Annotated in this window: 22 protein-coding genes, 1 pseudogene and 1 riboswitch; all 23 genes and pseudogenes read right to left on the bottom strand. The window is 38.6% G+C overall.

The window, feature by feature from the left end; all coding sequences use genetic code 11:
• Window positions 1-44: 44 nt before the first annotated feature.
• The 23 genes and pseudogenes from mobA to FG390_RS13960 all read right to left on the bottom strand — a co-directional run bounded on the left by mobA (window position 45) and on the right by FG390_RS13960 (window position 26,079).
• Window positions 45-638, bottom strand: coding sequence for a molybdenum cofactor guanylyltransferase (gene mobA, locus FG390_RS13850; RefSeq protein WP_141191626.1), 594 nt, complete (start codon window positions 636-638; stop codon window positions 45-47).
• A gap of 72 nt (window positions 639-710) precedes the next feature.
• Window positions 711-1,976 carry a molybdopterin molybdotransferase MoeA gene (locus tag FG390_RS13855; protein ID WP_246092847.1) on the bottom strand — a complete coding sequence of 422 codons (1,266 nt, stop codon included), beginning with the start codon at window positions 1,974-1,976 and terminating at the stop codon, window positions 711-713.
• A 102-nt stretch (window positions 1,977-2,078) separates the two neighbouring features.
• Complete coding sequence (gene modA, locus FG390_RS13860) at window positions 2,079-2,882, bottom strand: molybdate ABC transporter substrate-binding protein (RefSeq protein WP_181406507.1); 804 nt, start codon at window positions 2,880-2,882, stop codon at window positions 2,079-2,081.
• A gap of 81 nt (window positions 2,883-2,963) precedes the next feature.
• Window positions 2,964-3,452, bottom strand: coding sequence for a cyclic pyranopterin monophosphate synthase MoaC (gene moaC, locus FG390_RS13865; RefSeq protein WP_141191628.1), 489 nt, complete (start codon window positions 3,450-3,452; stop codon window positions 2,964-2,966).
• A 19-nt stretch (window positions 3,453-3,471) separates the two neighbouring features.
• Window positions 3,472-3,702: a molybdopterin converting factor subunit 1 gene (gene moaD, locus FG390_RS13870; RefSeq protein WP_141191629.1), complete on the bottom strand. Its 231-nt coding sequence runs from the start codon at window positions 3,700-3,702 to the stop codon at window positions 3,472-3,474.
• 15 nt (window positions 3,703-3,717) lie between these two features.
• Window positions 3,718-4,155 carry a molybdenum cofactor biosynthesis protein MoaE gene (locus FG390_RS13875; protein ID WP_141191630.1) on the bottom strand — a complete coding sequence of 146 codons (438 nt, stop codon included), beginning with the start codon at window positions 4,153-4,155 and terminating at the stop codon, window positions 3,718-3,720.
• A 63-nt stretch (window positions 4,156-4,218) separates the two neighbouring features.
• A complete protein-coding gene (locus FG390_RS13880; RefSeq protein ID WP_141191631.1) occupies window positions 4,219-4,728 on the bottom strand; it encodes a MogA/MoaB family molybdenum cofactor biosynthesis protein in 510 nt (169 codons plus the stop codon).
• Window positions 4,729-4,756: 28 nt separating this feature from the next.
• Window positions 4,757-5,407 carry a molybdate ABC transporter permease subunit gene (gene modB, locus FG390_RS13885; RefSeq protein ID WP_373681554.1) on the bottom strand — a complete coding sequence of 217 codons (651 nt, stop codon included), beginning with the start codon at window positions 5,405-5,407 and terminating at the stop codon, window positions 4,757-4,759.
• Between the two features lie 88 nt (window positions 5,408-5,495).
• On the bottom strand, window positions 5,496-6,761 hold the full coding sequence (locus tag FG390_RS13890) for a molybdopterin molybdotransferase MoeA (protein WP_141191633.1): 1,266 nt from the start codon (window positions 6,759-6,761) through the stop codon (window positions 5,496-5,498).
• A 53-nt stretch (window positions 6,762-6,814) separates the two neighbouring features.
• Window positions 6,815-7,834, bottom strand: coding sequence for a MoeB/ThiF family adenylyltransferase (locus FG390_RS13895; protein ID WP_141191650.1), 1,020 nt, complete (start codon window positions 7,832-7,834; stop codon window positions 6,815-6,817).
• 39 nt (window positions 7,835-7,873) lie between these two features.
• Window positions 7,874-8,890, bottom strand: a complete 1,017-nt coding sequence (gene moaA, locus FG390_RS13900) for a GTP 3',8-cyclase MoaA (protein ID WP_141191634.1) — start codon at window positions 8,888-8,890, stop codon at window positions 7,874-7,876.
• A 66-nt stretch (window positions 8,891-8,956) separates the two neighbouring features.
• Complete coding sequence (locus FG390_RS13905; RefSeq protein WP_141191635.1) at window positions 8,957-9,628, bottom strand: MOSC domain-containing protein; 672 nt, start codon at window positions 9,626-9,628, stop codon at window positions 8,957-8,959.
• 73 nt (window positions 9,629-9,701) lie between these two features.
• Window positions 9,702-11,840 carry an assimilatory nitrate reductase catalytic subunit NasC gene (gene nasC / locus FG390_RS16105; RefSeq protein ID WP_258311681.1) on the bottom strand — a complete coding sequence of 713 codons (2,139 nt, stop codon included), beginning with the start codon at window positions 11,838-11,840 and terminating at the stop codon, window positions 9,702-9,704.
• Between the two features lie 15 nt (window positions 11,841-11,855).
• Window positions 11,856-13,250: pseudogene (locus FG390_RS16110) on the bottom strand (FAD-dependent oxidoreductase); the annotation flags it as partial.
• A gap of 66 nt (window positions 13,251-13,316) precedes the next feature.
• Entirely contained in the window at window positions 13,317-14,537 is a 1,221-nt protein-coding gene (locus tag FG390_RS13915; protein ID WP_141191637.1) for a nitrate/nitrite transporter, read from the bottom strand.
• Between the two features lie 365 nt (window positions 14,538-14,902).
• Window positions 14,903-15,679, bottom strand: coding sequence for a uroporphyrinogen-III C-methyltransferase (cobA, locus tag FG390_RS13920; RefSeq protein WP_141191638.1), 777 nt, complete (start codon window positions 15,677-15,679; stop codon window positions 14,903-14,905).
• Window positions 15,680-15,715: 36 nt separating this feature from the next.
• Window positions 15,716-16,090, bottom strand: coding sequence for a nitrite reductase small subunit NirD (nirD, locus tag FG390_RS13925; protein ID WP_141191639.1), 375 nt, complete (start codon window positions 16,088-16,090; stop codon window positions 15,716-15,718).
• A gap of 15 nt (window positions 16,091-16,105) precedes the next feature.
• Entirely contained in the window at window positions 16,106-18,520 is a 2,415-nt protein-coding gene (gene nirB, locus FG390_RS13930) for a nitrite reductase large subunit NirB (protein ID WP_141191640.1), read from the bottom strand.
• Between the two features lie 361 nt (window positions 18,521-18,881).
• On the bottom strand, window positions 18,882-20,081 hold the full coding sequence (gene nupG / locus FG390_RS13935) for a NupC/NupG family nucleoside CNT transporter (protein ID WP_141191641.1): 1,200 nt from the start codon (window positions 20,079-20,081) through the stop codon (window positions 18,882-18,884).
• Window positions 20,082-20,302: 221 nt separating this feature from the next.
• A riboswitch (purine riboswitch) is annotated at window positions 20,303-20,404 on the bottom strand.
• A 99-nt stretch (window positions 20,405-20,503) separates the two neighbouring features.
• Window positions 20,504-21,976, bottom strand: a complete 1,473-nt coding sequence (locus FG390_RS13940; protein ID WP_141191642.1) for a nicotinate phosphoribosyltransferase — start codon at window positions 21,974-21,976, stop codon at window positions 20,504-20,506.
• 571 nt (window positions 21,977-22,547) lie between these two features.
• The gene (locus tag FG390_RS13945; RefSeq protein WP_141191643.1) at window positions 22,548-23,444 is read right to left on the bottom strand and encodes an ROK family protein; all 897 of its coding nucleotides are present in this window, start codon (window positions 23,442-23,444) and stop codon (window positions 22,548-22,550) included.
• Window positions 23,445-23,615: 171 nt separating this feature from the next.
• Window positions 23,616-24,980 (bottom strand): APC family permease, encoded by a 1,365-nt coding sequence (locus tag FG390_RS13955; RefSeq protein ID WP_258311680.1) that lies wholly within the window; start codon window positions 24,978-24,980, stop codon window positions 23,616-23,618.
• On the bottom strand, window positions 24,970-26,079 hold the full coding sequence (locus FG390_RS13960) for an ROK family transcriptional regulator (RefSeq protein WP_141191644.1): 1,110 nt from the start codon (window positions 26,077-26,079) through the stop codon (window positions 24,970-24,972). Before FG390_RS13960 ends, FG390_RS13955 begins: the two co-directional genes overlap by 11 nt.
• Window positions 26,080-26,573: the final 494 nt, after the last annotated feature.

The raw sequence follows: 26,573 nt of genomic DNA on the forward strand, positions 1-26,573 counted from the left end.
AGAAATAACATGCTTACTTCCGAGTACAATGAATGATTCATCCGCTACAATTCAAGTAAATGGGTATAGTCCTTTTTTGTATTAATATTTATAAAGGATGTCTCTTCGATGGACAAGGCTTGAACAGACACATACAGTACTTTACATTGCTCCAATAACTCCATCATACTCTTCTTATTGCCCTTCAACTGACATTCAATTTTTTCTTTTACCCTATGATGGTATAACCCGATTAATGGCTGCACACGTCCGTTTACGTACGGAACAACCACTTCGTGAGTTTCTTTCCCCTGAAGCTGTTGAAGCAACATCAAGACAATTCTGGATGAAATTAAAGGAACATCACATGGAAGGACAAAATACCAACACGTATTTATCTTCTCCATAACTGTTAAAATGCCAGCTAGTGGCCCTTGTCCTTTATACAGTTCCTTATCTTCAATCACTCTCATGTCCTTCAGCTGATGTAACTCTGGAAGGTGACTTACGATAGTTACGTCTTTTACGAAGGGTTGAAGTGCCCGTATAGAGTATGTAATCAGCGATTCCCCACGCCATGTTACCAATGCCTTTGGTTCTCCAAAACGACGTGAACGTCCTCCCGCAAGAATAATACCTGTAACGCTTTCTTTATTCATCCTTGTTTTCGCCTCCAGACAAACCAACTGTACGATAGTATCTTGTCAATTTACTCCAATATTAAAACTCATTTACAACCATTGCTCATTCCCATCCTCGTCTTCCAATAACAACACATCGACTAAACTGCCTGCTGAATATCCTTTTGTACCGGCTGGCAAAACGATGAAACTATTAGATTCTAATAGTGAGGACACCATATTCGACTTGTCTTTTCCAGAAGGTTCCACGTAGATTTTTCCATCACAGAAAGAAACTTTTCCACGTACAAAACGAGTCACTGGACTTGGTTTTGGAAAATCCTTATGTAAAATAGCTTGTGTTCTTTTTATAAAAGGCTTTAACTGTCCAAGCATCATCTTTATAACAGACCTGGCAAAAAGTTCAAAGCCAACATAACATGCAGCAGGGTTCCCTGAGAGTCCAATGAGAAGTTTGTTCTGAATCACTGCGGCAGAGGTGATGCTTCCCGGACGCATAGCTATCTTATTAAATAAAACTTTTGCACCCAGCTCTTCGTAAATTTTTGGCATGTCGTCGTCATCACCGACCGAGATGCCTCCCGTTGTAATAATCACATCAGTTTCATTTAAGGCACTTCTTATCTTGTCAATCCCGTTGTTAAGCTGATTTCCTATCTGTCCAAAGTTGTATGAATCCGTTCGACACCTTTTGCATTGAGCAATCAGCATATAAGTGTTACTATTACGAACCTTCCCAAACTGAAGAGGTTCCTCAAGATTGGATAAATTGTTCCCTGCTGCGATGATTCCAATTTTCGGCTTTCGTGTAACCGAGATGTTTTTGTATCCGAAAGTGGCAAGTGATGCGATAATACCTGGATTTAACACGGTTCCTTTCTTTACGAGTAACTGGTTCTCCTTAATATCTTCGCCAATTTGGCTGACATTCTCTCCTTTTGATACTGGACGTCTGATTTCTATATACTTTCCCCCTGGTCTCTCTACAACTTTAGCAAGTTCAGTCATGATGACCGAATCAGCACCATTTGGCAAGGGGGAGCCTGTCATAACTTTTACAGCCTGTCCCTCTTTGATCGTTCCTCTCCACTCGTTCTCCATTCCAACCGTTCCAACAATCTTGAGAAAAACAGAGTGACCTTTTCCCGCCTTGCTCGTACTTATTGAAGGAATAGCGTAGCCGTCATATGGTGAACGAGTATACGATGGAATCGGATGAGATGCATAGAGATCATTGGCCAGCACCCTTCCGAAACTGTCTTCTAAATAAATCGTTTCGGTTGATAATTGCTTTGACTCAGCGGCCAATTTCTGAATAGCCTCTTCTATAGGAATGGGTTTACGAACAAGAACCAAAATACGACACCTCATTCTACTCATGTTTTGTTATTGTGATTTTAAAATCCTTAGTTTTAATTACAGGTCCAGTTGATCGTCATAAGTTCATATCGAAGTTGATTATTTTTTATTTAAAATCGTAAAGCCATACTTTTGAAATATTTGAAGGGCACCCTTTGTCTGTAAAAAGTGAAAAAAGGCTTCGGCTTCCTTTTTATGTTTTGTTGTTTTGATGACCCCAAGGGGATAAATAATAGCATCATGTGATTTAGCAGGTGCCGATTTGACTATTTTCACTTTATCCGATTGCATGGCATCTGTTTTATAAACCAAACCCGCATCCACATTATTTGTTTCTACATAAGTTAAAACTTGACGTACATCTTTAGCATACACAATTTTACTTTTCATTCTGCTCCACAGTTCTAGTGACGTTAATGTTTGTTTGGCGTAAGTTCCTGCAGGTACAGAGTCTGGTGTACCGATGGCTAATTGATGAACCTTTGAACTGGTGAGTGCATTAAAATCAAGCAACTTATTAGCAGATTTCCTTGACGTAATCAGGACTAATTGATTTCCTAACACATTTTTCTTTTTTTTGATCAATCCCTGATCTACTAACTCCCTAAAATTGCCCTCATCTGCAGAAAAAAACAGATCGACAGGAGCTCCCTCACGAATTTGTTGTTTCAGCATGCCCGAACCACCAAAATTAAAAATGACTTCCGTGTGGTTTTGTTTTTTATCATATTGTTTCTGAATCGTTCGTAAAGCATCTTGGAGACTGGCTGCGGCTGATAGTGTAATAGTCACCTTTTTATGAACATTGTCTCCATCTTGACGTTTAGCGAAACTTGCCGAACAACCTGATGATATAATAAGTATGAAACAAATAAATAGGTAACCGCAATATCGTACTCCCACGTTTCCCCTTCTTTCGAATCTTAAATAGTTTGCTATTTGATTTCAAATCAGGCGGTCGTTAAATGATGACCTGAAAGATTATCATTCGCTTTTCCTTTTATAAGTACCACTTTTACCACCTGTTTTTTCTAATAAATAAGTTGGTCCGATCGTCATATTGCGATCAATCGCTTTACACATATCATAAATGGTCAGTGCACAGACAGAAGCTGCAGTTAAAGCTTCCATTTCCACACCCGTGCTTCCCTTTGTCTTTACTACAGAGTAAATCATCAATTCATAACGATCCGTATCTACTTTCCATTGAAACGTGATATTAATTCCAGTTAACGGTAATGGATGACACATTGGGATGATATCTGATGTTTTTTTAGCCGCCATAATGCCGGCTATTTGAGCAACAGATAGCACATCCCCTTTTTTAACTTGACCATAAGTCATCTTTTTGTAAACTTCTTCCGAAACTAAAATACTCGACTGAGCTTGTGCAATTCTTGCGGTCTCTTTTTTTTCTGATACATCAACCATCCGCGCATGCCCTTGTTCATTAAAATGGGTAAATTCACTCACTTTGACGGGTCTCCTTTCTTTATCCTCCACTCACTGGTGGAATAAGTGCAACGGTATCTCCTTCAGCAATGACGTCCGAATCCGTGGCATATTCTTCGTTGATGGCAATCATAACCTCCTGAGTGGATAGTTTATATTGCTTTTCCATCAACTCTTTAAACTCCTTCACAGTCATTTGTTTTTTATGTATAGTCAAATTTTCACATCCCACTTGTTCACGAAGATGGGCAAATAACAAAACTTGAATCATTCACGTATCACACCCTTATTGATGATCTGTATAAGAGATGGTTCCCTCTTGATTGCCAATCCACATATCTCCATCTTCCCAATGTTCTTTTTTCCATATAGGAACCAGCGTTTTTATCCGTTCAATCGCATAACGATTAGCCTCGTATGCATCAGACCGATGTGGTGAGGATACTGCGATAACGACGGCAATATCCCCTACCTCCAAATGTCCAATTCGATGGGCAATAGCCGTCACTGTGTCGGGCCACTTTTTCTCTATTTCTTTACCAATATTAGTAAGCATTCCTCGGGCCATTGGTTCATAGGCTTCGTATTCTAAATAAAGAGTCTTTTTATCTTGAGTCATCTCTCTAACTGTCCCAATGAACGTGACAATAGCTCCGGCATTCCGGTGCTCCACTTGTTTAATCACTTTTCCGGTATCTATCGGGCAGCTCACAATGTCGAACATTAAGTTTCCTCCTCGCCATATTAAAGATTTTTATAACATAGTATAGGTTGTCCCACGTCACGATTATTGTCGATTTAATTCCCAGATAACATGAGCCAGCTCTGGAAGAATTAATTTGTTCATCGCAAGTCGAACCGCTCCACTCGATCCAGGCATGGCAAATATCACTTTATTTTGAATGGTTCCTGCAAGTGCACGACTCATTAATGCGGCGCTTCCAATATCTTCTGTGTAACTGAGCATTCGAAATAGTTCCCCAAACCCGACGATTTCTTTATCGATCATCGCTTTCACAGCTTCAATGGTTACATCTCTTTTTGTAATCCCTGTTCCACCATTTGTTAAAATAGCTTGCGTCTGTTCATCTCGACATCCCCAGCGTATCGCTTGTTGAATCGCTTCTTTCTCATCTTTGACAATATGATAAGCTGACACAATAAACCCTTGTTTCTCGATTAAATCGATGATCAAGGCTCCACTTTTATCCGTTTCTGTCGTACGCGTATCGGATATCGTGATGACCTGGCACCTTATGCGTTGGTCAGCCTGTCTCTTATGTTCCTGAACACTCATCTATCTCACCACCATTGAAAAATGAAAGTTAACGTATTTTTGAGCTGGCTGCTAGTAACAAGAAGGAGATCAACACACTTGCTAACACCCAGCCCCACATTTTCAACAGATCACCAACGTCATAAGCCGTGTAAACAGCCATGGAAAGTGTCTGTGTTTTCCCGGGAATATTACCTGCGACCATTAGAGTGGCGCCGAACTCTCCCAGCGCTCGCGTGAAGCTTAAAATAAATCCCGATAGCAGTGTTTTCGAGCATAACGGTAACTCAATTTTTAAAAACGACGTCCATTGATTCGCTCCGTCTACCCATGATGCTTCGATGATTTCCTTATCTACCGATAGAAAGCCTGACGTTGCAGTTTGGTACATTAAAGGAAACGCGACGACGGCTGAAGCCACCACAGCCCCTTGCCAAGTAAATAACAACGTATGAGAAAATAGCCATTCTGTTAACGTGCCGAACACACTATGATGCCCCAATAAAGTAACTAGCAAAAGGCCAATCACTGTAGGAGGTAACACAAGAGGTAGCATGAGAACTGTCTCTACAACGGTTTTTCCTCTAAATGTTTGATTTACCATTAGTCGAGCGATCAACACGCCAGTTATGAAAACGATAATCCCTGCGACCACACTAACTTTAAGGGTAACTCCAACAGGCAGCCAAAAATCTATCAATCCACTCATTCCTTTAGGTATTTCAATTTTTATCTCTTTAGTCTCAACTTTTGAATAAGAGGTTGTTCAAAATATTCAAACTTATTTCTTAACAGGACCATTCACTGTCTTGACTTTCTTCACATAATAAGAGCACATCGATTTCCTCACCTCGACTAAATCCCTCTGATCGACCTGGTAATACAGATAGGGCATTCGCTTCAACAAGAGACGAGATCATATTGGGTTTATCCAGACCCGTGGGGGACGCTATCAGACCATTTCCATTATAGAAAACACGACTCCTAACAAAACGGGTAAATGGATTGGACTGGAAATCCGCCATTAACTTGGCTCTTGTTTTCTTTAAGTATGGCTTTTTCGAATTTAAGTAGGTTTGAATGACCGGACGTACATAGAGTTCAAACCCTACATAACAAGATGAAGGATTACCAGATAAGCCAAACAATAATTTACCGTTGAGTTCTGCAACGGTCGTGACACTCCCTGGGCGCATCGCAATTTTGTTAAATAGGACCTGGGCACCGAGCTTTCTATAGATTGCCGGCATATAATCAAAATCACCAACGGATACTCCACCCGTTGTAATAAGAAAGTCAAATCGTTCGAGTGCCTGTGAAATGGATTGATAACATTCTTCAAAGTTATCGGCTAATTTACCTAAATCGTGAGGCTGTCCACCTGCACGCTCAATTTGTGCTTGAAGCATTTGTCCGTTACTGTTTCGAATCTTACCTGGAACGATCGGCTCATCTATTTCTAAGAGTTCAGTTCCAGTCGTATAGATGCCAATTTCCGTTTTTTTTATCACCTTTACTTTGGCATAACCGAATGTAGATAGAACAGCTCGAACACCTGGGTTAATATACGTTCCCTTAGTCAAGAGAACCGTCCCTTGTACGACATCTTCACCCTTATAAGTCATATTTTCGCCTGCTGCAACAGGCCTCGTAATCGAAATAAACGGTTGGCCATTTTTTTCATACTCTTCCGTAGATTCGAACATCACAACCGCATTGCACTGATCTGGAATCTGAGCACCCGTCATAATGCGTACTGCTTGAAAATCGTTGACTTCTTTAGATCCAATAAAACCAGCCCCAACTTCTTCAATCACTTCAAATTCTACAGGATTGTTTTGACTCGCTTTCAGTGAATTCTTTGCTTTTATGGCATAACCATCATAACGAGACCGATGAAAGTGAGGGACATCATGATCGGCTACCACATCTTCCCCTAAATATCTGCCATGTGTCTCTTCAAGACAAACAGTTTCTGATGGTCCATTATAGGCATAAGCCATTACCTTTTGAACAGCTTCACTCACCGGTATTGGCGTTCTTCTTTCTACCATATGCTGTTTCTTTCCTTTCCCAATTGAATATACTTTCCCAGATGGCAGGTCTATTATCCTAATATTTTCTGATAAACCCGTTTGGCATAAGCCATATCGTTCGTTCCATGTATTAAGGCTCGCCCATCTTTAAAGAGGACCATACGTTCCTTTTCGTAGTGAATATGAACTAAATAGGGATTCGCCTGCGCTTTATAACCGGCTTTTTTTAATTGAGAAAGGAGATGATTGATATTCAGATCTACAGGTTTTGGCGGTCGTACCTGAACTGTATCTCTTCCGCATAAAACCATTGTTTTCATTCCACTTGTGTAATCAAGAAAAGGATACGTTCGTTCCTTACCACAGGATAAGCAGTCCTCTCTTTTTGCTTTCGTCATATCGATACTTTGAAACTGATTGTTCCAAAGATCAAAGGTAACAAATGTTTTTCTGAGAGCAGCCCAATCTTCGACAAGAATTTTCATGGCTTCGGCAGACTGATGAGCCGTTACCATTTGGACAACAGGGGCGATAATCCCGCCGGTTTCGCACGTCATACTTTGAAAAGGAATGGCCTTCCATAAGCAATTCATGCAAGGTGTTTTTCCAGGAATCACCGTAAAACTCATTCCGAAGCTTCCAACACAAGCTCCATAAATCCAAGGGATGGATAATTTTTGCGAAACATCATTGATGATCCACCGTGTTTCAAAATTATCCGTGGCATCAATCATTAAGTCATGACCCTCAGCCATCACCTCAAGGTTCGAGGCATTCACATCTTTGATACAAGCAACAATGGAAACGTCATGATTGATCGCTGTTAGATGTTTCTTGATGGCAATCGCCTTCGGAATCTGATCGTGCGCATCACGTTCTAGGTAAAGCTGTTGACGCTGAAGATTGCTCCATTCTACATAATCTCGATCCACGATGGTTAAATGCCCCACCCCTGCTCGAGTGAGTAATTCAGCATTAGCCGTTCCCAAGGCACCCGCACCAATAATTAGCACTTTCTTTTTCTGTATGTTTCTTTGTCCCTTATCTCCAATAGCAGAAAACATGGTCTGTCTGGAATATCGGTCCTTCACTGTCATCTCACCTTCTCTCCCATATAATCTGATTTCAGGTTAACCGCCTATATATGACATCTCTATTTTTTTTCTGCCTTCCTTAGGGATATTTTTTAACCGTTTTTGCCGTTCTTCAGAGTAACGATCTGTTCTTCTTTCCCATACCTGCTTAACAATCTTTTGTAAGTCACTATCTGTCACACCTGAACGCAACGGCGTGCGGAGATCTGTGCCTTTTGTTGCAAACAAGCAGGTAAATAACCGGCCTTCAGCTGACAGCCGTGCTCTCGTACAAGAGGAACAAAACGTATCAGTAACAGATGAAATTATACCTATTTCTTTTGTCGTTCCTTTGTACATAAAGCGGGAGGCAACCTCCCCTGGATAATTAGGTGCTATAGGCTCTAATGGTAATTCCTTATTGATCCTGTCTAAAATCTCTTTCTTAGAAATCACTTGACTCTTATTCCATCCGTTGACGTTTCCGACGTCCATATATTCGATAAACCGTAAAATATGGCTAGTCTCTTTAAAATATTTTGCCATAGGAACAATATCTTGCTCATTGACACCTTTTTGAACGACCATATTGATTTTCACCTTCAAGCCCGCTTTCTCAGCAGCCTCTATACCAGCAAGTACGGAATTTACTTTCACGCCTTGTCCATTTATTTGTCCAAAACGTTGATTGTCTAGGGAATCAAGGCTGACCGATACACGATGAAGTCCCGCTTCTTTAAGATTCATGGCATATTTCGGAAGTAAGACGCCATTTGTTGACATTGCAATATCATGAAGACCTTCTATTCCATGAAGCACTTGAACCAATTTATGGATATCACGGCGCAGCAAAGGTTCTCCACCTGTAATTCTTACTTTCTGTACACCAAGGTGCACAAAAACCCTTGTGAGACGCTCTATCTCTTCGAAAGTCAGTAAGTGTGTTTTAGATAAAAATGGATACTCCGGACCAAATATTTCTTTCGGCATACAATATTGGCAACGAAAATTACAGCGGTCCGTTACCGATATTCTTAAGTCTCTAAGCGGTCGTTTCAATTGATCATCGAGCATCTTTTTCTCCTTTCAGCCGTCTATAAATACTCTTGATTCCATCTTCGTAAATAAGTCGTCGTCCGTTTACGAGTTAAGTCGTTCGATGCGCTTATTCATTTTCTTGCGCCATTCGTTCGCTAATTCTTTGACTGCTAGTAATCTTTTAATTCCATCAATATCATTTGGGTTATGTAAATAGATTTGATGACTAAAAAGAACAGAACATTGTTTTGGATGCCTCTTGATTAACACGATATCCGAATTTTTCCTGATCGTTCCTTCTTTCAGAACACGGGAAAGATAACCGGTAAACCCGGTTTCTACCATTTTTTCGAGAAGATTGGGCACCCCTGTTCTTTTAGAAATTGTATTGCATGGAATTCGACTTTGCGTGATTTGGATGACGGATTCGCCTATTTGGTAAATATCCCCTATACAAACATCTTCCTCTAACATATGAGTAACAGTCAGATTTTCTCCAAATGCAGCGGTGGGTAATTGAATACCAAATTCCTGTTGCCAGAAAGAATAATGTTCAAATGGATATATACACACAGCACGATCAGGACCGCCATGATGTTTTAAATCAGCGACACCATCGTCAAGAAAACCGTTTTTTGTTAAAATGGCTTCCTCGACTTTGTTTTTACATATTCCTGTCGTCATTTCCTTTCCCTGATTGTCATCCATTATTTTTGGTAACCCAATGGCTAAATTTATTATTTTTCGATGATTGTTCCTCACGTTGTAAAACATCCTTTTATATATCAAGAATATTTTGGAATTATCCAACCAATAATTTAATCATAACTTTTATCTTTTCAATTATCTACACTGGATCATCAATTGGGATGATATTCACAGCACAAATTTTGAATCCTGGGATTTTACAGTACGGATCTAAAGCCTGACTCGTCACTCTATTGATACTCTGATTGTCACCCCAATGAATGGGAACAAACACGGTATCTTTTCTTATCCGATGAGTTAGTTTACTTCTGACGGTAGCACTTCCTCTTCTGGACTCCAATTTAACCCATGCTCCATCCTTAATATGAAATTTTTCTGCTGTTTGTGGGTGTATTTCAAGAAAAGATTCATTATTGTCACGATTCAATTGAGGGCTTCTTCTGGTTTGCACACCGGTTAAATAATGTTTTAAGATACGTCCAGTAGTCAAATAAAGTGGAAATTCATCACTCGTTTTCTCTTTCTTATCTTCATTTAGTACTGGAATGATATGTGCTTTACCATCAATACTAGCGAATGAATCTTCAAACAGACGCGCTTTACCAGGATCATCAAGAGAGCGACATGGCCAGAACAATCCTTCACTCTGAGTCAATCGATCATAAGTTATACCATAATAATCCGCCTTACCACCGCGACTAGCCACTCTCAATTCGTTGAAAATGTCTTCAGGTGACGTGAAAGAAAAGAATTTTTCTTTGCCAAGAACTCTCGCAATCTCACAAAGAATCTCCCAATCATGCTTAACGCCCCTAGGAGGTTTCTTAGTGGCCTTTCTTAACGTAACTCGCCCTTCTAAATTTGTCATCGTTCCTTCATTCTCTAGGTATGAAGACGTTGGTAAAATTAAGTCAGCCAATCTCCCTGTTTCTGAAAGAAACATATCAACGACCACAAGGAACTTTAATTTCTTTAATCCTTCTTCAACAAAGTTGACATTAGGGTTAGACACAACCGGATTTGAACCCATTATAAATAATCCCGTAATCTCCCCTTGATGGACTTTTTCCATCATCTCATAGGCTGACACTCCTTTTCCAGGCAGGTTCTTTTCATCAATATTCCATACTTTCGCTATATATGCTCGGTGTTCGGGATTTTCTATACATCTAAATCCAGGAAGTTGATCTGCCTTCTGACCATGTTCTCGACCGCCTTGACCATTACCTTGCCCAGTAATTGCACCATATCCACAGCCGTTACGTCCTATTTTTCCAGTAACGAGTAAGAGATTAATAAAATTTCTAACGGCAAGCGTTCCATCTATTTGTTGTTCAACACCTCGAGCTGTAAAAATCATGCCTGTTTGTGCTTTTCCAAACTTAAATGCGACCTGCTTTATTAAATCAATCGAAATTCCCGTGATGTCCTCAACTTGATCAAGTTGAACGGAAGCTAAGTGTTCTTTTAATGACTCATAACCGTTTGTTCGCTCTTGGATAAACTGCTGATTGACCATTTCATTATCTACGATTATTTTAAGAATACCATTAGCTAGGGCAGCATCTGTTCCTGGTTTTATTCTTAAATGTAAATCTGCAAGAGCTGTTGTTTCTGTTTCCCGAGGATCAATAGCGATGATGAATGCTCCCCTTTGTTTTGCTTTTGAAAAATAAGGAATCAGAGTTGGTTGACATTCAGCAATGTTTGTTCCCGCCAAAATGATGCAACGGGCTTGAACAATCTCATCAAGTCCGTTTGTTAGCCCTCGATCTATACCAAAAGTTTTTTGTGCTGCACTGGAAGCAGCAGCCATACAAAACCTTCCATTGTAGTCAATATATTTAGTTTGCAAAGCCACTCGAGCAAATTTCCCAAGTAAGTAGGCTTCCTCATTAGTAAGCGAACCGCCACCATATACACCTAGTGCATGATTTCCTTCTCCCTGCTTTATTTTAGTAAATTTACTTTTTATAATATGCAATGCTTTCTCCCAGGAAATAGGGACAAACTCATGATTAACCTTTAATAGAGGTTGAGTGATGCGATCTTTCGCCATGACATGCTGATGGGCGTTACGCCCCTTTATACACAAGCGTCCTTCCGATGCAGGATTGTTAACCGGAATAACTTCATATTCCTTTTGATCATGATTCTCGTATTCAACCAATTTCATCTTGCATTGTACACTGCAAAAAGGGCATTGAGTATGATACTCCTTCTTCGTTCCGTTAAATGGAATCTTATTTTGCTTGTTCCCCTTGTATTTTTCCCCCAGCACTTCTTTTAACAGTGTTTCAACATAATTTTCACAACTTCCACAAGTTCGCGATGCTTTTGTACAAGTTCTTACCTGCTCAACGGAATTTAGTTTTTGTTCATGAATGGCTTGTACAATCGTTCCTTTTGTAACCTGATTACAATCACAGATAAATTCATCATCTAATAGATTTAATACACTCGATTGCTGATTATTTGAAGTATTTAATGAAGGCTCAAATGGAGAATGCCCGTCTCGTATTTTACTACTTTCACGAACCATTTTTGCTAACCGTGGACCATCGCTGATATCCCCAAAAAGAACAGTACCAATCACTGTTCCTCTCTCGCATAAAACTTTCTTGTATATGCCTTTACTTTTATCTTCTAAACAAAATGGTGTTGTACCCGGGCGATCTATAAACTCCCCTGCTGAAAAAACATGAACACCAGATACTTTTAACTTAGTAGCAAGAAAAGAGCCTGTATAAGGTTCAGTTTCAACGCCGCATAGATGTTTCGCTAAAACAGCCCCTTGTTCATATGATGGAGCCACTAATCCATATAAAGAACCACAGTGTTCTGCACATTCTCCAATCGCATAAATATTGGGTACATTTGTTTCTAGAAAGTCATTCACGACGATGCCTCGATTCACTGCCACTCCACTTTTCTCGGCAAATGAAACATTAGGACGTATACCAACGGCCATGATCACAAGGTCTGCTTCAAGTTCCGTTCCATCCTTAAAACGTACTTTACGAACACGCTCATCACCGATAATTTCTTCGGTTTCTTTATTCATTACGAATTTTAATCCTTGTGATTTTAGTTCTTCTTCTAATAATTTGCTTGCAGTATGGTCTAACTGTCGATTCATTAAAAAATTAGATCTATGAACGACTGTTACATCCATAGATCGATTAACTAATCCTCTCGCAGCCTCTAGTCCAAGTAAACCTCCGCCAATCACAACCGCTTTTTTATAAATATTAGATGCATTAATTAAGTATTTACAATCATTAATATTCCGATATCCCATAACGCCTTCTTTATCGACTCCTGGAATAGGAAGGATATATGGATGAGAGCCTGTAGCGATGATTAATTGATCATATTTTGTAGACACCATTTCGTCAGTGTATATCACTTGATTCTTTTTATCTATATACGTTATGGGATGTCCTGTGTACAAGGTAAGGTTATTTTTACAATACCAATCCCGGCTGTTGAGAAAAATATCATCTAAATTCGCATCACCTGATAATACATTGGATAATTGAATACGATTATAATTCGGATAGGGCTCATCACCAAAAATCGTGATCTCAAATTTCTCCTGTGATATTTTTAATATGTGCTCGATACAGGATACACCTGCCATCCCATTTCCAATAAGCACTAACCTTTTCTTATCCAAGTTCTTCACTCCCAACAAAAAGATGACGACATCATATTGTATGATTTAAACTTTTTCTAGAAAAATCCTTAATCTTTAGCTGACATTGATCGTTTGGTTGTCCTTCTGACTGTTCTTCATCCATGATTTTCTCCACGAATGAACAGCTAAAAGTAAAACGCCTAAAACAATAAGACCAACGATAGCAAAACAAAGGAACCCTGTTGTATATGTACCTGTTGTTTGTTTCAGTGTTCCTAACAGAGTGGGTACAAAGAAGCCCCCTACTCCTCCTGCTGCTCCAACAATCCCGGTGATGGTTCCGATCTCTTTACCGAAACGTTGAGGAACAATCTGGAAAACGGCACCATTTCCCATACCAAGACAAACCATAACAGCGATCAATAAGAACATCATGGCATAATATGTGGGAAGAAAACTGACACCAAACATGGATAATGCTAATCCGGCAAAAACAAATTTAAGTACATTGGTTCCACCAAATCGATCAGCAATAAATCCGCCAAGTGGACGAAAAACACTACCGACTAACACGCAAAGAGTCACAGAATCTCCAGCACTGACCTTTGGTATTCCATACTGTGAAACAAAAAAAGCACTTAAAAAACTTGTTAAACCAACGTACCCCCCGAAAGTGACAGCATAAAGGATACAAAAAACCCATGCGTCTTTAACTTTAAAGAGTTTAATATAATCTTTTATCGGCTTTGGTTTAGGTTGTGATGGCGCATCTTTTGCCATAAGAATGTAAGCCACAAATATTAAAAGCAAAGGGATAATGGCTAAACCGAGAACATTGTGCCAACCAAATTTTTCAGCTAACCTGGGTGCAAACAACGTAGCAAAAACCGTTCCGCTATTTCCAGCGCCAGCGATTCCCATAACTAATCCTTGTAATTGTGGAGGGTACCAACGACTGGCTAGTGGTAAAGAGGCTGTAAAACTCCCACCAGCTACACCTAACAAAATCCCTATACAAACAAGCTCACTAAATTGATGACCTGACAGCCATCCCCAAAGAAGAGGGATTAACGTAATTAACATACCGCCAATGGCCGTTTTTCTCGGCCCAACTAGGTCACATAAAATTCCCATCGCAATTCGAAAAATTGAACCGCCGAGCGCCGGAAGCGCAACAATTAAACCCATCTGAGCTGGTGTTAATCCAAAGTCCTGTACAATAAATGCTCCAAGCGCACCTAAAATAACCCAAATCATGAAACTGACATCAAAATACAATAGTGAAGCAATGAGAGACGGTAAGTGTCCTTTATTTTTCAAATCAGCTAATTTCATAATAGCCACCAGCTTTCCAATAATATAAAATATTATGACTTTTTATGAAGTAAGGTCGAGATTGAAAGTTTTTTCATGCTGCTTCGCTTAGTATTAAAATCTGCAAACGATGTATTGAATGTTAACTAAACATTTGAAATTCAAAAAATAATAGCCGCTTTTTTTAGATTGAGTATGATGGAGTAAAACATTCTTTATTGCTAACGACATATGTTTTGTCATTCGTTCAATCAGAAATGGATAAGGCCATACATCATGTCATAATGAACCATTCATTATTTCTTTGTGCAATAGATTGTTCAATTTTCCTCTTTACTGGAGTCATTACACGAGATCATGACCAATATAAAGAACATCTAACGTCTCTAAACACCTACCTCATCAAGTGTAACTGGAGTTCTGTTATCACTAAACCATTGTAATTTATCTCTGAACCTGACGACTTCACCGACAACAATCATCGTTGGATTAACGATTTGATGTTTCTCCGCTTCATAAATGACATCTTTTAAAGTAGATATCATCGTACGCTGTCTTTCCGTCGTTCCCCACTCAATTAGTGCAACAGGTGTTGTCGGTTTTCTACCATAAGTCACTAGATTTGAGACAATATGCGGCAGTGATGATACACCCATATATATGGCTAACGTGTCTACACCTGTGGCTAGTTTCGGCCAGTCAATCGTTTCTTTGCCATCTGATTTGCCATGTCCAGTAATAAAAGTAATCGAACTAGCTAAATCTCGATGAGTAACTGGAATTCCTGCATAGGCTGGGGCAGCGATACCTGCCGTAATGCCTGGAACGATTTCAAAATGTACCGCATTCTCAGCTAAATGTTCTGCTTCCTCACCTCCCCTTCCAAATATAAATGGATCACCTCCTTTTAACCGAACAACCGTTTGATACTTTTGAGCATAAGTTACAAGTAATTGATTAATAGCTTCTTGTTTTAACGGGTGCGCATGTGGAAATTTTCCACAAAAGAAAAGTTTGGCTGAAGGTTTGGCTTCTGATAACAAGTCTTTATTGACAAGGCGATCATACATGATAACATCTGCTGACTGAATTAAACGAAGTCCTTTCACGGTGATAAGGGTCGGATCACCTGGACCAGCTCCAACAAGGTATACTTTTCCCATTCTTACCCTCCTCATATCGATTGTTTGTACCTATTTTTACTCATTAAAAGATTCGTTATAAACGCACTTATCGGGATATTTAATCGATTGACTATCTAAATCCTCGATCACAATAAAAATGTCATCATTTTGTATTTTCACTGGGAATGTTCTTACACAGCCTTCATCTGGCTCCTGAACAACTCCATCTACAATGCCTATTTTCCAATTATGCATGGGACAAAAAACATACTCTCCGCTAATCATTCCTTCAGCAAGAACACCTTCTCGATGAGGACAACGGTTTTCAATTGCATAGACTTTTCCATTAGAGAGCTTAAACAAAGCAATATTTTTTTCTCCAATAAGCACTGTTTTTCCTAAATTCACAGGTAATTGACTATATTTTGTAACAAATACATTCTTCCCCATTTGTTCCACTCCTTTTTACTTTTCATTTCCTCCAACATAAACCTTTTGATAAAGTTTTTTCTGTGTTTCCTTATTAGATAAAACAGATGCCCATGGATCTTCAATCGTAGATAACGCTTCATCCATGCGTTGATTTAATTGATCCCGCGTCTCTTTACTCGATAGGACGTCACGGACATGTTCGATACCGACGCGTTCAATCCATGCAGACGTTCTTTCCAAGTATTTAGCATTTTCACGATAATATTGGAGAAAGGCCCCCGCATACTCAAGAACTTCCCCGCTTTCTTTAACTTTACATAGAAGGTCCGCTGTTCTTAATTTTGTACCACCATTTCCTCCGACGTAGATTTCCCATCCACCTTGAACGCCGATCACACCAACATCTTTAATTCCCGATTCTGCACAACTTCTCGGACAAGCGGATACACCCATCTTCACTTTATGGGGCGTATTTAATCCTTCAAATTTTTTCTCTAATTGAATTCCCATATCAATGGAATCTTGAGTACCAAAGCGACAGAATTTTTCACCTACACAAGTTTTAACCGTACGTACAGATTTGGCATATGCAAAACCAGAACGCATATTTAGATCCTTCCACATTTTTGGAAGATCTTCTTTGTCAACTCCAAGTAAATCAATGCGCTGTCCACCTGTCAGTTTGATCATTGGCACTTGATACTTATCAGCAATATCAGCAATTTTTCGAAGTTCATCCGAATTTGTCACACCACCGTACATTCTTGGAACAACAGAATATGTCCCATTCATCTGAATATTGGCATGCATTCGTTCATTAACAAACCTAGATTCTTGATCATCTACATAATGACTAGGATTGACCATATTCAAATAGTAATTTATAGCTGGTCGACACTTTGAACAACCCTCTTTATTTTCCCAGTCTAAAACATTCATGACTTCTCGAACGTTGGTCAATCCCATTGTACGAATGGCTGAAACCACTTCATCTCGGGTCATCGTTGTGCATTCGCATATTGGCTCTTCTTTCTTAGTGGAATCAAACTCATCGCCGATCGTCAGTTTTAACAAATCAGCTACCAATGATTTACATGTGCCGCAAGATCGAGACGCATTTGTACATGCTTTGACTTGCGCGACTGTTGTTAACCCTTTTTCTTTAATGGCTTGAACGATCGTTCCCTTCTCAACGCCATTACATCCGCATATAATCTCGTCATCCTGCATACTGCAAACGACACTCGTTTCCGAATTCTTTTCCGTTTCGGTATTCAAATATTCTTTTACATCAGCCTCTTTATTAATTAAACGAGATAAGTGAGTACTTTCTCGTGTATCTCCAAATAAAATGGCACCTTTTATTTTTCCATTTTCAACCAAAACCTTTTTATAGGTCATTCCCCATCCATCATAAGATTTAATCGTTTTCGTATTCTCTTGCTCATTAATTTGACCAGCAGAGAAAACATCCACTCCCGATACTTTTAGTTTTGCTGAATCGATAGAGCCTGTATAACCATCCGTTTTTTCTTCACAAAGATGGTTGGCCAGAACCTTTCCTTGCTGATAGAGCGGGGCAACCAATCCATAGCAACATCCCTGATGCTCTACACATTCTCCGACAGCATAGATATCTGGTATCTTCGTTTCCATGAAATCATTGACAATAATCCCTCTATGAGTGGGAATCCCATTTTCTTCTGCTAGTTTAATATTTGGACGGATACCTACAGCCATAATGACTAAATCGGCTTTCAGTTCATCTCCGTCGCTGAATTTCAATCCATCCGCATATTCATTACCTGTAATCTCAACTGTTTTTTTATTCAGCAGAAATTCCATCCCCTGCTTTTCTAGTTGAAGTTGCAATAAATGTGAAGCCGTTTTATCCAATTGTCTATTCATAAGGTAATCACTAATATGTACAACTTTTACATTAAGACCTAAGTCCAAAAGACCACGGGCCGATTCAAGCCCAAGTAAGCCACCTCCTATTACCACAGCATCTTTACTTCTTTTTGAATATTCAATTATTTTTAGGCAATCCTTGATATTTCGAAAGGTGATGACACCCTTTTTATCTACTCCGGGTAACGGTAGAATAAAGGGATTTGAACCTGTCGCTAAGATTAATTTATCATAAGGAGTTATTCTGTTTTTATCTGTTTTCACAAGATGGTTATCTTGATCAATCTCTATTACCGTTTCACCTGGATAAAGTCGAATGTCGTTTTTTTCATACCAATCCCAACTATTCAAGGTAATATCCTCCAGCACTGTATCCCCTTGCAATACTTTAGACAGTTGAATCCGATTATAATTGGGATAAGGTTCATTACCAAATACTGTTACATCAAACCGATCAGGATCTATTTTTAATATTTCTTCAAGACAACGTATACCAGCCATTCCATTACCGACGATCACCAATTTTTGCCGCGGCATAAAATCCCTCCAAATTAAATAAATTATTGAAATTGTCGAACTCTTTTTTAAATATGTATCCATTCTACATGTTTAGTTTTATAAATTCAACCCCCTAATGTAAGAAAATCTATCATTTTGTGTTTTGATTGTTTACAAGTACTTTTGAAAACGACCTTTAATGGTGTGAGGGGTTGAGTATAACATTGTCGTGACTCTCAATTAAAAAACCTATTCTTGAGATAACGACAACCTTTTTATAATTCCGTAGTTGTTTTTACATCGGCGTTTTTCTGCTTAAAACTTTCACCCTGTATATATGCACTTTAGCCGGCAATACAAAAAACACCACAGCCATAATAAACTGTGGTGCATCTATTTTTTACCATACAAACAAACCAACAAGCATCGCACTGAGTAATGACACGGCGATACCGCTCACCAATAGCTTCCAAACATTTTTTCCGATCACGGTTGATTTTTCAGGATCTTTATGGAAAATAGAATTGTATGTCCCATAAATCATACCAATGGTACTAAAGTTGGCAAAAGAAGTGAGAAATACAGTTGCTACAGCGATCGTATGAGGTCTTAAGTCACCTAATTGAGACTTTAAATCCATCATAGCAATAAATTCATTGGTTGCGAGTTTTATTCCCATCAGTTGAGCTACATACATGGTATCGTGACCATTCAAACCTAATAAAAAGGCAAAAGGACTGAAAATATACGAGAAGATTTTTTGTATCGTTAAGTCTTCAGCAAACAAGCCAAGGAGTCCGTTTAAGCAAGCCGTCAAGGCAACATAACCAATCACCATGGCCAAGATGACAATAACCATATTCATCCCAACCAGCATACTATTGGAAATTGTAGAAAAAAAGTCCTTCTTATCTTTTTTCGCGGCCTTATAGATGATATCGTCTTCTTTGTTAATACGAACGGGATTTAACACATTTGCGATGATCAAGGCATTTAAACAGTTTAGAGGAATTGCACAGAATACATAAGTTGGAGGTACCATTGACAAATATGCTCCAAGTATTGAACCGCTGACACTACTCATACTCATGATTCCAAATGTTAATAATCTTTTATTGTTTAGTGCAAGTAATGGCTCACGAATAACAGCTAATGCTTCGGTATTTCCTAAAAACATCATCTGAATGGAAAAGAAACTTTCTAATTTTGGCAATCGAGAAACCTTCGAAATGACCCAGCCGACTTTATCAATAATCCATGGTAATATACCAAAATAAGATAGAATATCAAAGAATGTAACAACAAAAATGATCGGAAGAAGAGCACTGAAGAAAAAGTCTATTTGCGGCTGATTCATCACAGATGGAAAGGCAAACGATATACCTTGACTTGCACATGAAGTAAGCCATGTAACAAAGGAAGCGATCTTATTTATAATAAACCCGCCGATTTTCGTTTCTAACATAAACCAAGTAATCAGGAACTCGACACCAAAAAGAATGAGAATCGCTCTCCATTTTACTTCTTTTTTATTTGGCGAACAAAGAAAAATAATCGACATGACGACAAAAACACCTAATAAATTAATCATAAAATACATGTTAGCCAACTCCTAGATGATATTATGAGTTTTGAAAAATGATTAAATCAATTAGACGCTTCTTGCATTTCTCTGTTTATTGTAACCAAATATAAACCCTTCTTTTCAAACTTTCTAACCAATTAGAAAGAAGGAAAAAGAAGGGTGCTATAATAGAAAAGTTTTTAGTAAAATCATTTTGGATCTATGGTTGTAGTACAAAAAACATTTTAATAACCATGTATACTTTTTTCACTTCTTGTAGGCTAGTGATTTACGGCTACTAGGTAGAGACTATCAGACCATATTACTGATATTATACAAGAGAATCTTATTGAATTAGATACACATTCTATCGTTTTTTGTCGAATCTAGCAACCTTATCACATTGATTCGGAATAGCAAGAGTAGTTAGGCTAGTTTTAATACGATGCTGCCTTTCGTTACTCTACCGCTTCTCGGTTTACTTTTTCTTTTACTTCATGAATTTTGTTCATTTTATTTTTCCAACATGCCTCGCTTAAATCAACTGGATATTCTTCTGGTGATCTCGTCCGTTTATACTCATCCCAAAGTACGTTTAAATTTTCTTTTGCAAACGTTCTAATCTCTTGAAGAGTAGGAAGTTCATAGACTAGATTTCCATTTTTGAAAATTGTTGTATGAAGCTCATTGATATCAAAATCTGTGACATATTTACTTATATATGTGTGAACAGGATGGAACATTTTTAAAGGTTTTTCTTTTTCTGGATGCTCATCTTCTATAGTGATATAATCACCTTCAGATTTATGACTTTGACGATTAACAATTCGGTAGAGCTTTTTTAATCCTGGCGTCGTCACCTTTTCAGGATTACCACTGATTTTAATCGTATCTTCCATTTCTCCATGATCATTTTCAATAGAAACCAGCTTGTAAACGGCACCAAGTGCAGGCTGGTCATAAGCGGTAATCAGCTTTGTTCCGATTCCCCAGTCGTCTATCTTCGCTCCCTGAGCTTTCAAGTTCATAATCGTATCTTCATCTAAATCGCTTGACGCAACAATTTTAGTATCAAGAAAACCCGCTTGATCTAGCATTTTTCGTGCTTCTTTCGAAAGATAAGCTAAATCTCCGCTATCCAACCTTATCGCTTTAAACTGGATATTTTCTCCTTTCTCCTTCGCCACTTTAATCGCATTCGGTACACCAGATTTTAATGTATCATAAGTATCAACAAGAAAAGTACATTCTTTATGTCGTTCGGCGTATTTTTTAAAAGCTGTATATTCGTCTTGATATGCTTGAACCATGGCATGAGCATGAGTTCCTGCTACTGGTATACCAAACAACTTTCCCGCTCTGACATTCGACGTCGCTTCAAAACCGCCGATGTAAGCGGATCTGGCTCCCCATATCGCTGCATCCATTTCTTGCGCTCTACGTGAACCAAATTCCATAGCCTTTCCCTCGTCACCTATTACACCTTTTATCCGAGCTGCTTTTGTCGCGATCAGTGTCTGATAATTTATGATGTTTAGTAATGCTGTTTCTACAAGTTGTGCTTCTGGAAGTGGTGCGACTATGCGAAGAATGGGTTCATTCGCAAAGACCAATTCCCCTTCCTTCATCGATCTTACTGTTCCTGAAAAACGGAGATCACGAAGGTAGGATAAGAAATCTTCTTGATACCCAAGTTCTTCTCTAAGATAAGTGATATCAGTTTCAGAGAATTTAAAATGACTAAGGTAGTCAATGACTTTTTCTAATCCAGCAAAGATAGCGAAACCATGACCAAAAGGCATTTTACGAAAGAAAACCTCAAACACTGCTTTTCGATTTTGAAGATGATCATTCCAATATGTTTCAGCCATATTGATGGCATATAAATCAGTATGCAAGGCTAGTCCATCATCTTTATACGTTTGATTCATTTTAATACCTCCTATTTAGTACTTTAACGATCGAATGGTATTTTTACTATGATTGTCCTTCTACACCCTTTTTAAACTACAATACCTTTAGATTAAGTGTATAAGGTGAAACTTCCATCATTGGGGGCTTTTCGACGCACAGGATGTGCTAGTGCAGGCGTTGCGACAGGACGCCTGGTTTTTAGCCTGCGTCATCCCCCACTGATGGTAAGCCTAAACCAATCGGACCTTTACGGGCAGTTGATCCCCCACCTATCTTCTTTGAATACTCAGAATCTTGAGGTGGGGGTCTTTTCTATCCGTTAAGGCGGGATAAAACAAAAAACCGGCAACACTGTAGGACACCGACTTGAGGTTAATGCTTAAAAATATTTCCTAGGCAAGCGCATGATACGACATGATATTTGAATTAAATCAAATTTAAAGTCTGCAAATGTCGAAAAATACCTAGAACTTTTTATCGAAATACGAATAGCTCCTCTCGCATCATTACCGGAGGAGCTACTGGTTGTCCAAAAATATCTATTAAATATCCACATTTCAAATAACATAACATTTGTTTAGCAGTACATTAAGGGGTATAATCTTTCCTCGCCATTTCGATAGCCCCTATTAAACTCGCATCGTGAGAAAAACGAGCTTCCTTCATGGATGGTACAAAAGGCACAAATTTGTCGATATATTGTTTAATGATAGGAAAAATTATGTCTTTATTACGCACCATGCCACCACCGATAACGACTTTTTCAGGATTCCAAGCAGTGGCGAGATTCGCAACTTGCGCACCTATTTCTTGTAATGCTTCATCTATGACATCTGTCACAAGTGAATCTTTTTTATATTCCGAGAACCAATCTTTTGTCTGTTTAAAAAGTCCTGTTTTCTCTTTCAACCTCATAGCGATGCCGATGCCACTTGAAAAAGCCTCAAACGGCGCTGCTTCTTGCTTAAAACCTTTTTCCTCATTTCGATTTTTGAGTAAATAGGCAATTTCCCCTGCAGCCCCATTTGCGCCTCTAACGACTTTATCTCCGATCGTATAACCCGCCGAAATCCCTGTTCCTAGATTGACGTACAATCCATAAGAGGTATTTTTTAAATTACCCCTTCTTAATTCTGCAATCGTGGCTGTTTTCACATCATTTTCCATCCGAATCGTTACTTCACCAAAAACATCCCGCATGTTTCTCTGAAGATTGATGTCCTCCCAACCCATAATGTTGGGGGCAAGATCCACATAATCACCAGAAACGACGCCAATAGTTGAGATTCCAATCCCTGTTAATTGGCCATCTGCTATTTGTATCATCTCTTGTGCGACATCGATGGCTTCCTTTAATATTTCTTTGCCATCTCTTCCCGCTGAGACAATTTCTTTTCGTATAAGTATTTTTTTGCTTTGATCAGCGATAGCGATGGCTGCTTTCGTTCCGCCAAAATCAAAGGCAAGTAAAATTTCTTTCTTCATGTTAAAACTCACTTTCTGTTATTTTGTCCCGCCTTAACGGCGAGTATTGACCCCCACCTTAAGTTCCTGAGTATTCAAAGAAGATAGGTGGGGATCAACTGCCCGTAAAGGTCCGATTGGTTCAGGCTTTCCATCAGTGGGGGATGAAGAACTCCCCCACTGATGGAAGTTTCACTTTATCGATACTTTCTCTACCTCATATTCAACTTTTCTAAAAGGCCATTCGTTATTTTTTCTAGCCCAAATAACGTAAACGATTAACCCTAATACCGTCCAAACAATGGAAAGACGGATGGCTTGCCAGCCTGAAGAATAAAAGACGAATGCCCAGCCAATGAAAGCCAGTATGCTTGGTATTGGATAAAGCCATTGTTTGAAAGGTCTCTTCATGTTTGGTTTCCTTTTTCTTAATACACTAAGAGCTATAATTTGTCCCATAAATTGTACCACAATGGTCACGGCCATTAAGGCATTAATGATCTGACCTAAATCAAAGAAACAACAGATAATCATGATACATCCCATAATGATTAATGAATAGTGAGGGAAACGATGTTTTTTGTGAAGCTTTGCAAAAGGTTTAAAGAACAATCCATCGGCTGCGGCTTGATAGGGTAAACGTGACGCTCCAAGTAACCCAGTGAAAAGAGATGCGAAACATGTCCAAAGAATAAGAATCGTTATAATGATAGCTCCCGGCTCTCCCCAAATTCTTTGCATAAATTCAGTCATGATGTTATGACTTTTCATGCCTTCCTGCCACGGTAGAACGCCGATAACACTAATGTTCATACTTAAATCAATCAGTGAAACTAAAATGACTGATAGAATAACAGCTCGTGGAATTGTTCGACCAGGATTTTTCACTTCCCCACCTAAATAGCACACTGTATAATATCCTAAATAATCATAGATCGAAATCAACATACCCGCACCGAGTCCTATAAAAAATTGACCTGGAGCAAAAGCATCTTTTGGGAAATCAAACGCCATGCTTGGATTAAAATGTGAAATTCCACCGATTAAAATGAGACTAACCGTTAGGATCATCCCTGCCCATAAGACAACCGTTATCTTAGCGATGGAGCCAATTTTTCTATAAAGAATGGCTATCGTGACCAATGTAATCGCAACAGCGGATAATTTAATGCCAAGGGATGATAAATTTGGGAAGAAGTAAACCAAGTAGTTCGCCATACCAATCGCACCGGTCGACATAATCATCGGAGTGGCAATAATGGTTGACCAAGTAAATAAGAAGGGCATTAACTTTCCTGTACGATATTTAAAAGCTTCGCGTAAATAAACGTACGAACCACCCTCGCCAGGCATAGCAGCTCCAAGTTCACTCCAAACGAGTCCGTCAAGAATTGCGAGCAGAGCTCCAATAATCCATCCAAACATCGCCTGAGGTCCTCCCATTGTTGCTAAAATGATCGGCATGGTAATGAAAGGACCTGCCCCCATCATTTGAGACATGTTCATTGAAGTAGCCTGCATTAAACCTATCGAACGATTAAAACCTTTATTTTCCAATTGGAATTCCTCCTCTTTTTTCAACTAAAATATGATAAAAACTTTTTTCAATAACATAAGAAATAACCCCAATACTACTAGCTTCATGATTCAAACTTGCTTTATCAATTTTTGTTTGGAGAGGAGAAAAACGTTTAATATAAGTTCTAATGCTGTCCATAATCTCCATCAATTGATCTGATTTTTGCCCTCCTATTATGACTCGTTCAGGATTTAACAAGCTTATAACATTGGCGAGTGTAATGGATACATCGATGACTAAATCCTTCTCTAAACTTCTCTTTTCTTTATATTCTTGTAAAAGATGAATAACTTTACGCTCGAAACTTCCAAATCTCCCGAATTTATAAGTGTTATCTTGATCTAGATCTTCTTTATCAACAAAGTAGCCAATTTCACCAGCAGAATGTTGAAAACCAGGAACTAGTCTTCCATCGGAAATAATCGCCGATCCAATACCTGTTCCAATGGATAGATAAAAGAAATGGTCCGCCGAGGCGCCTTTACCTATCCAGTGCTCCCCTAATGCCGCACTATCAACGTCATTATTAATGAAAATAGGAATTGGTATATTCTTTTCAAGCTCAGCCTTAAAGTTAATACTCTTCCATCCTAAGGAAGGAGCATCAATAACAATCGATTTCGTGTGATCTACGATAGAAGGTACAGACACACCAATACCCAAAATTGGAGATTCATTATGCTTACATTCTTGATAAAAATTCACTATTTTTTGAGCACATAAAATGACATCTAATTCTGGGGGCAAACTTACTTTTTTCAGGACTTGTCCACCCAAGTCTGTAAGAACACACAAAATACCTGAATTTGTTACATCTACTCCAATAACAGAATAGGACTGATCATTAAACGCAAGATTTGTTCCTTTTCTTCCTCCCTCGGCTGTCGATACACCTAGTCCCATCTCTTTCACCATATTATTCTGAAGTAATTTTTCAACAAGTAATGAAACCGTTGATCGACTAAATCCAAACGCCTTAGCTATATCTGCACGACTACAATTTACATTTCTTCTAATATAGTCTAGAACAAGCAGTCGATTGTTACTCTTGGTATATGGGAAATGAATCAGTTGCAAATCCTCTCCTCCTTTCCATTTAGTTTATATTTAATTTTAGTTTGTTCGATTTTAGTACAAACTGATTATTAATTGTTTTAAATATTAAAGATAAAACTATCCCATTTCAATATTTATGTAAGAAAATATGACATAGTTTTTATTTAAGTGGCATTATATAACAAAAAATGAGACCTACGACTTGTCTGTTACCTTTTTCTGGCATAGTTCACTAGGCCTTGGCTTGATCAATTAACATTACCTGTCAACTTTTTTGTTCGGATGTAGTTATGTGGTTTTATTTACTTTGCTTAGATTTTATGTAGTTTAGGTTATAGTTTTTAGTTTATAGTTTATAGTTTACATAATGTTAATATATATAATTAATGAGTACTTTTTGATTTTTATTGAGCTACTTTCCGTTTTATTGAGCTACTTTCCGTTTTATTGAGCTACTTTCCGTTTTATTGAGCTACTTTCCGTTTTATTGAGCTACTTTCCGTTTTATTGAGCTA

This window comes from Terrilactibacillus laevilacticus (assembly GCF_006517395.1).
GTDB classification, from domain to species: domain Bacteria; phylum Bacillota; class Bacilli; order Bacillales; family Sporolactobacillaceae; genus Terrilactibacillus; species Terrilactibacillus laevilacticus.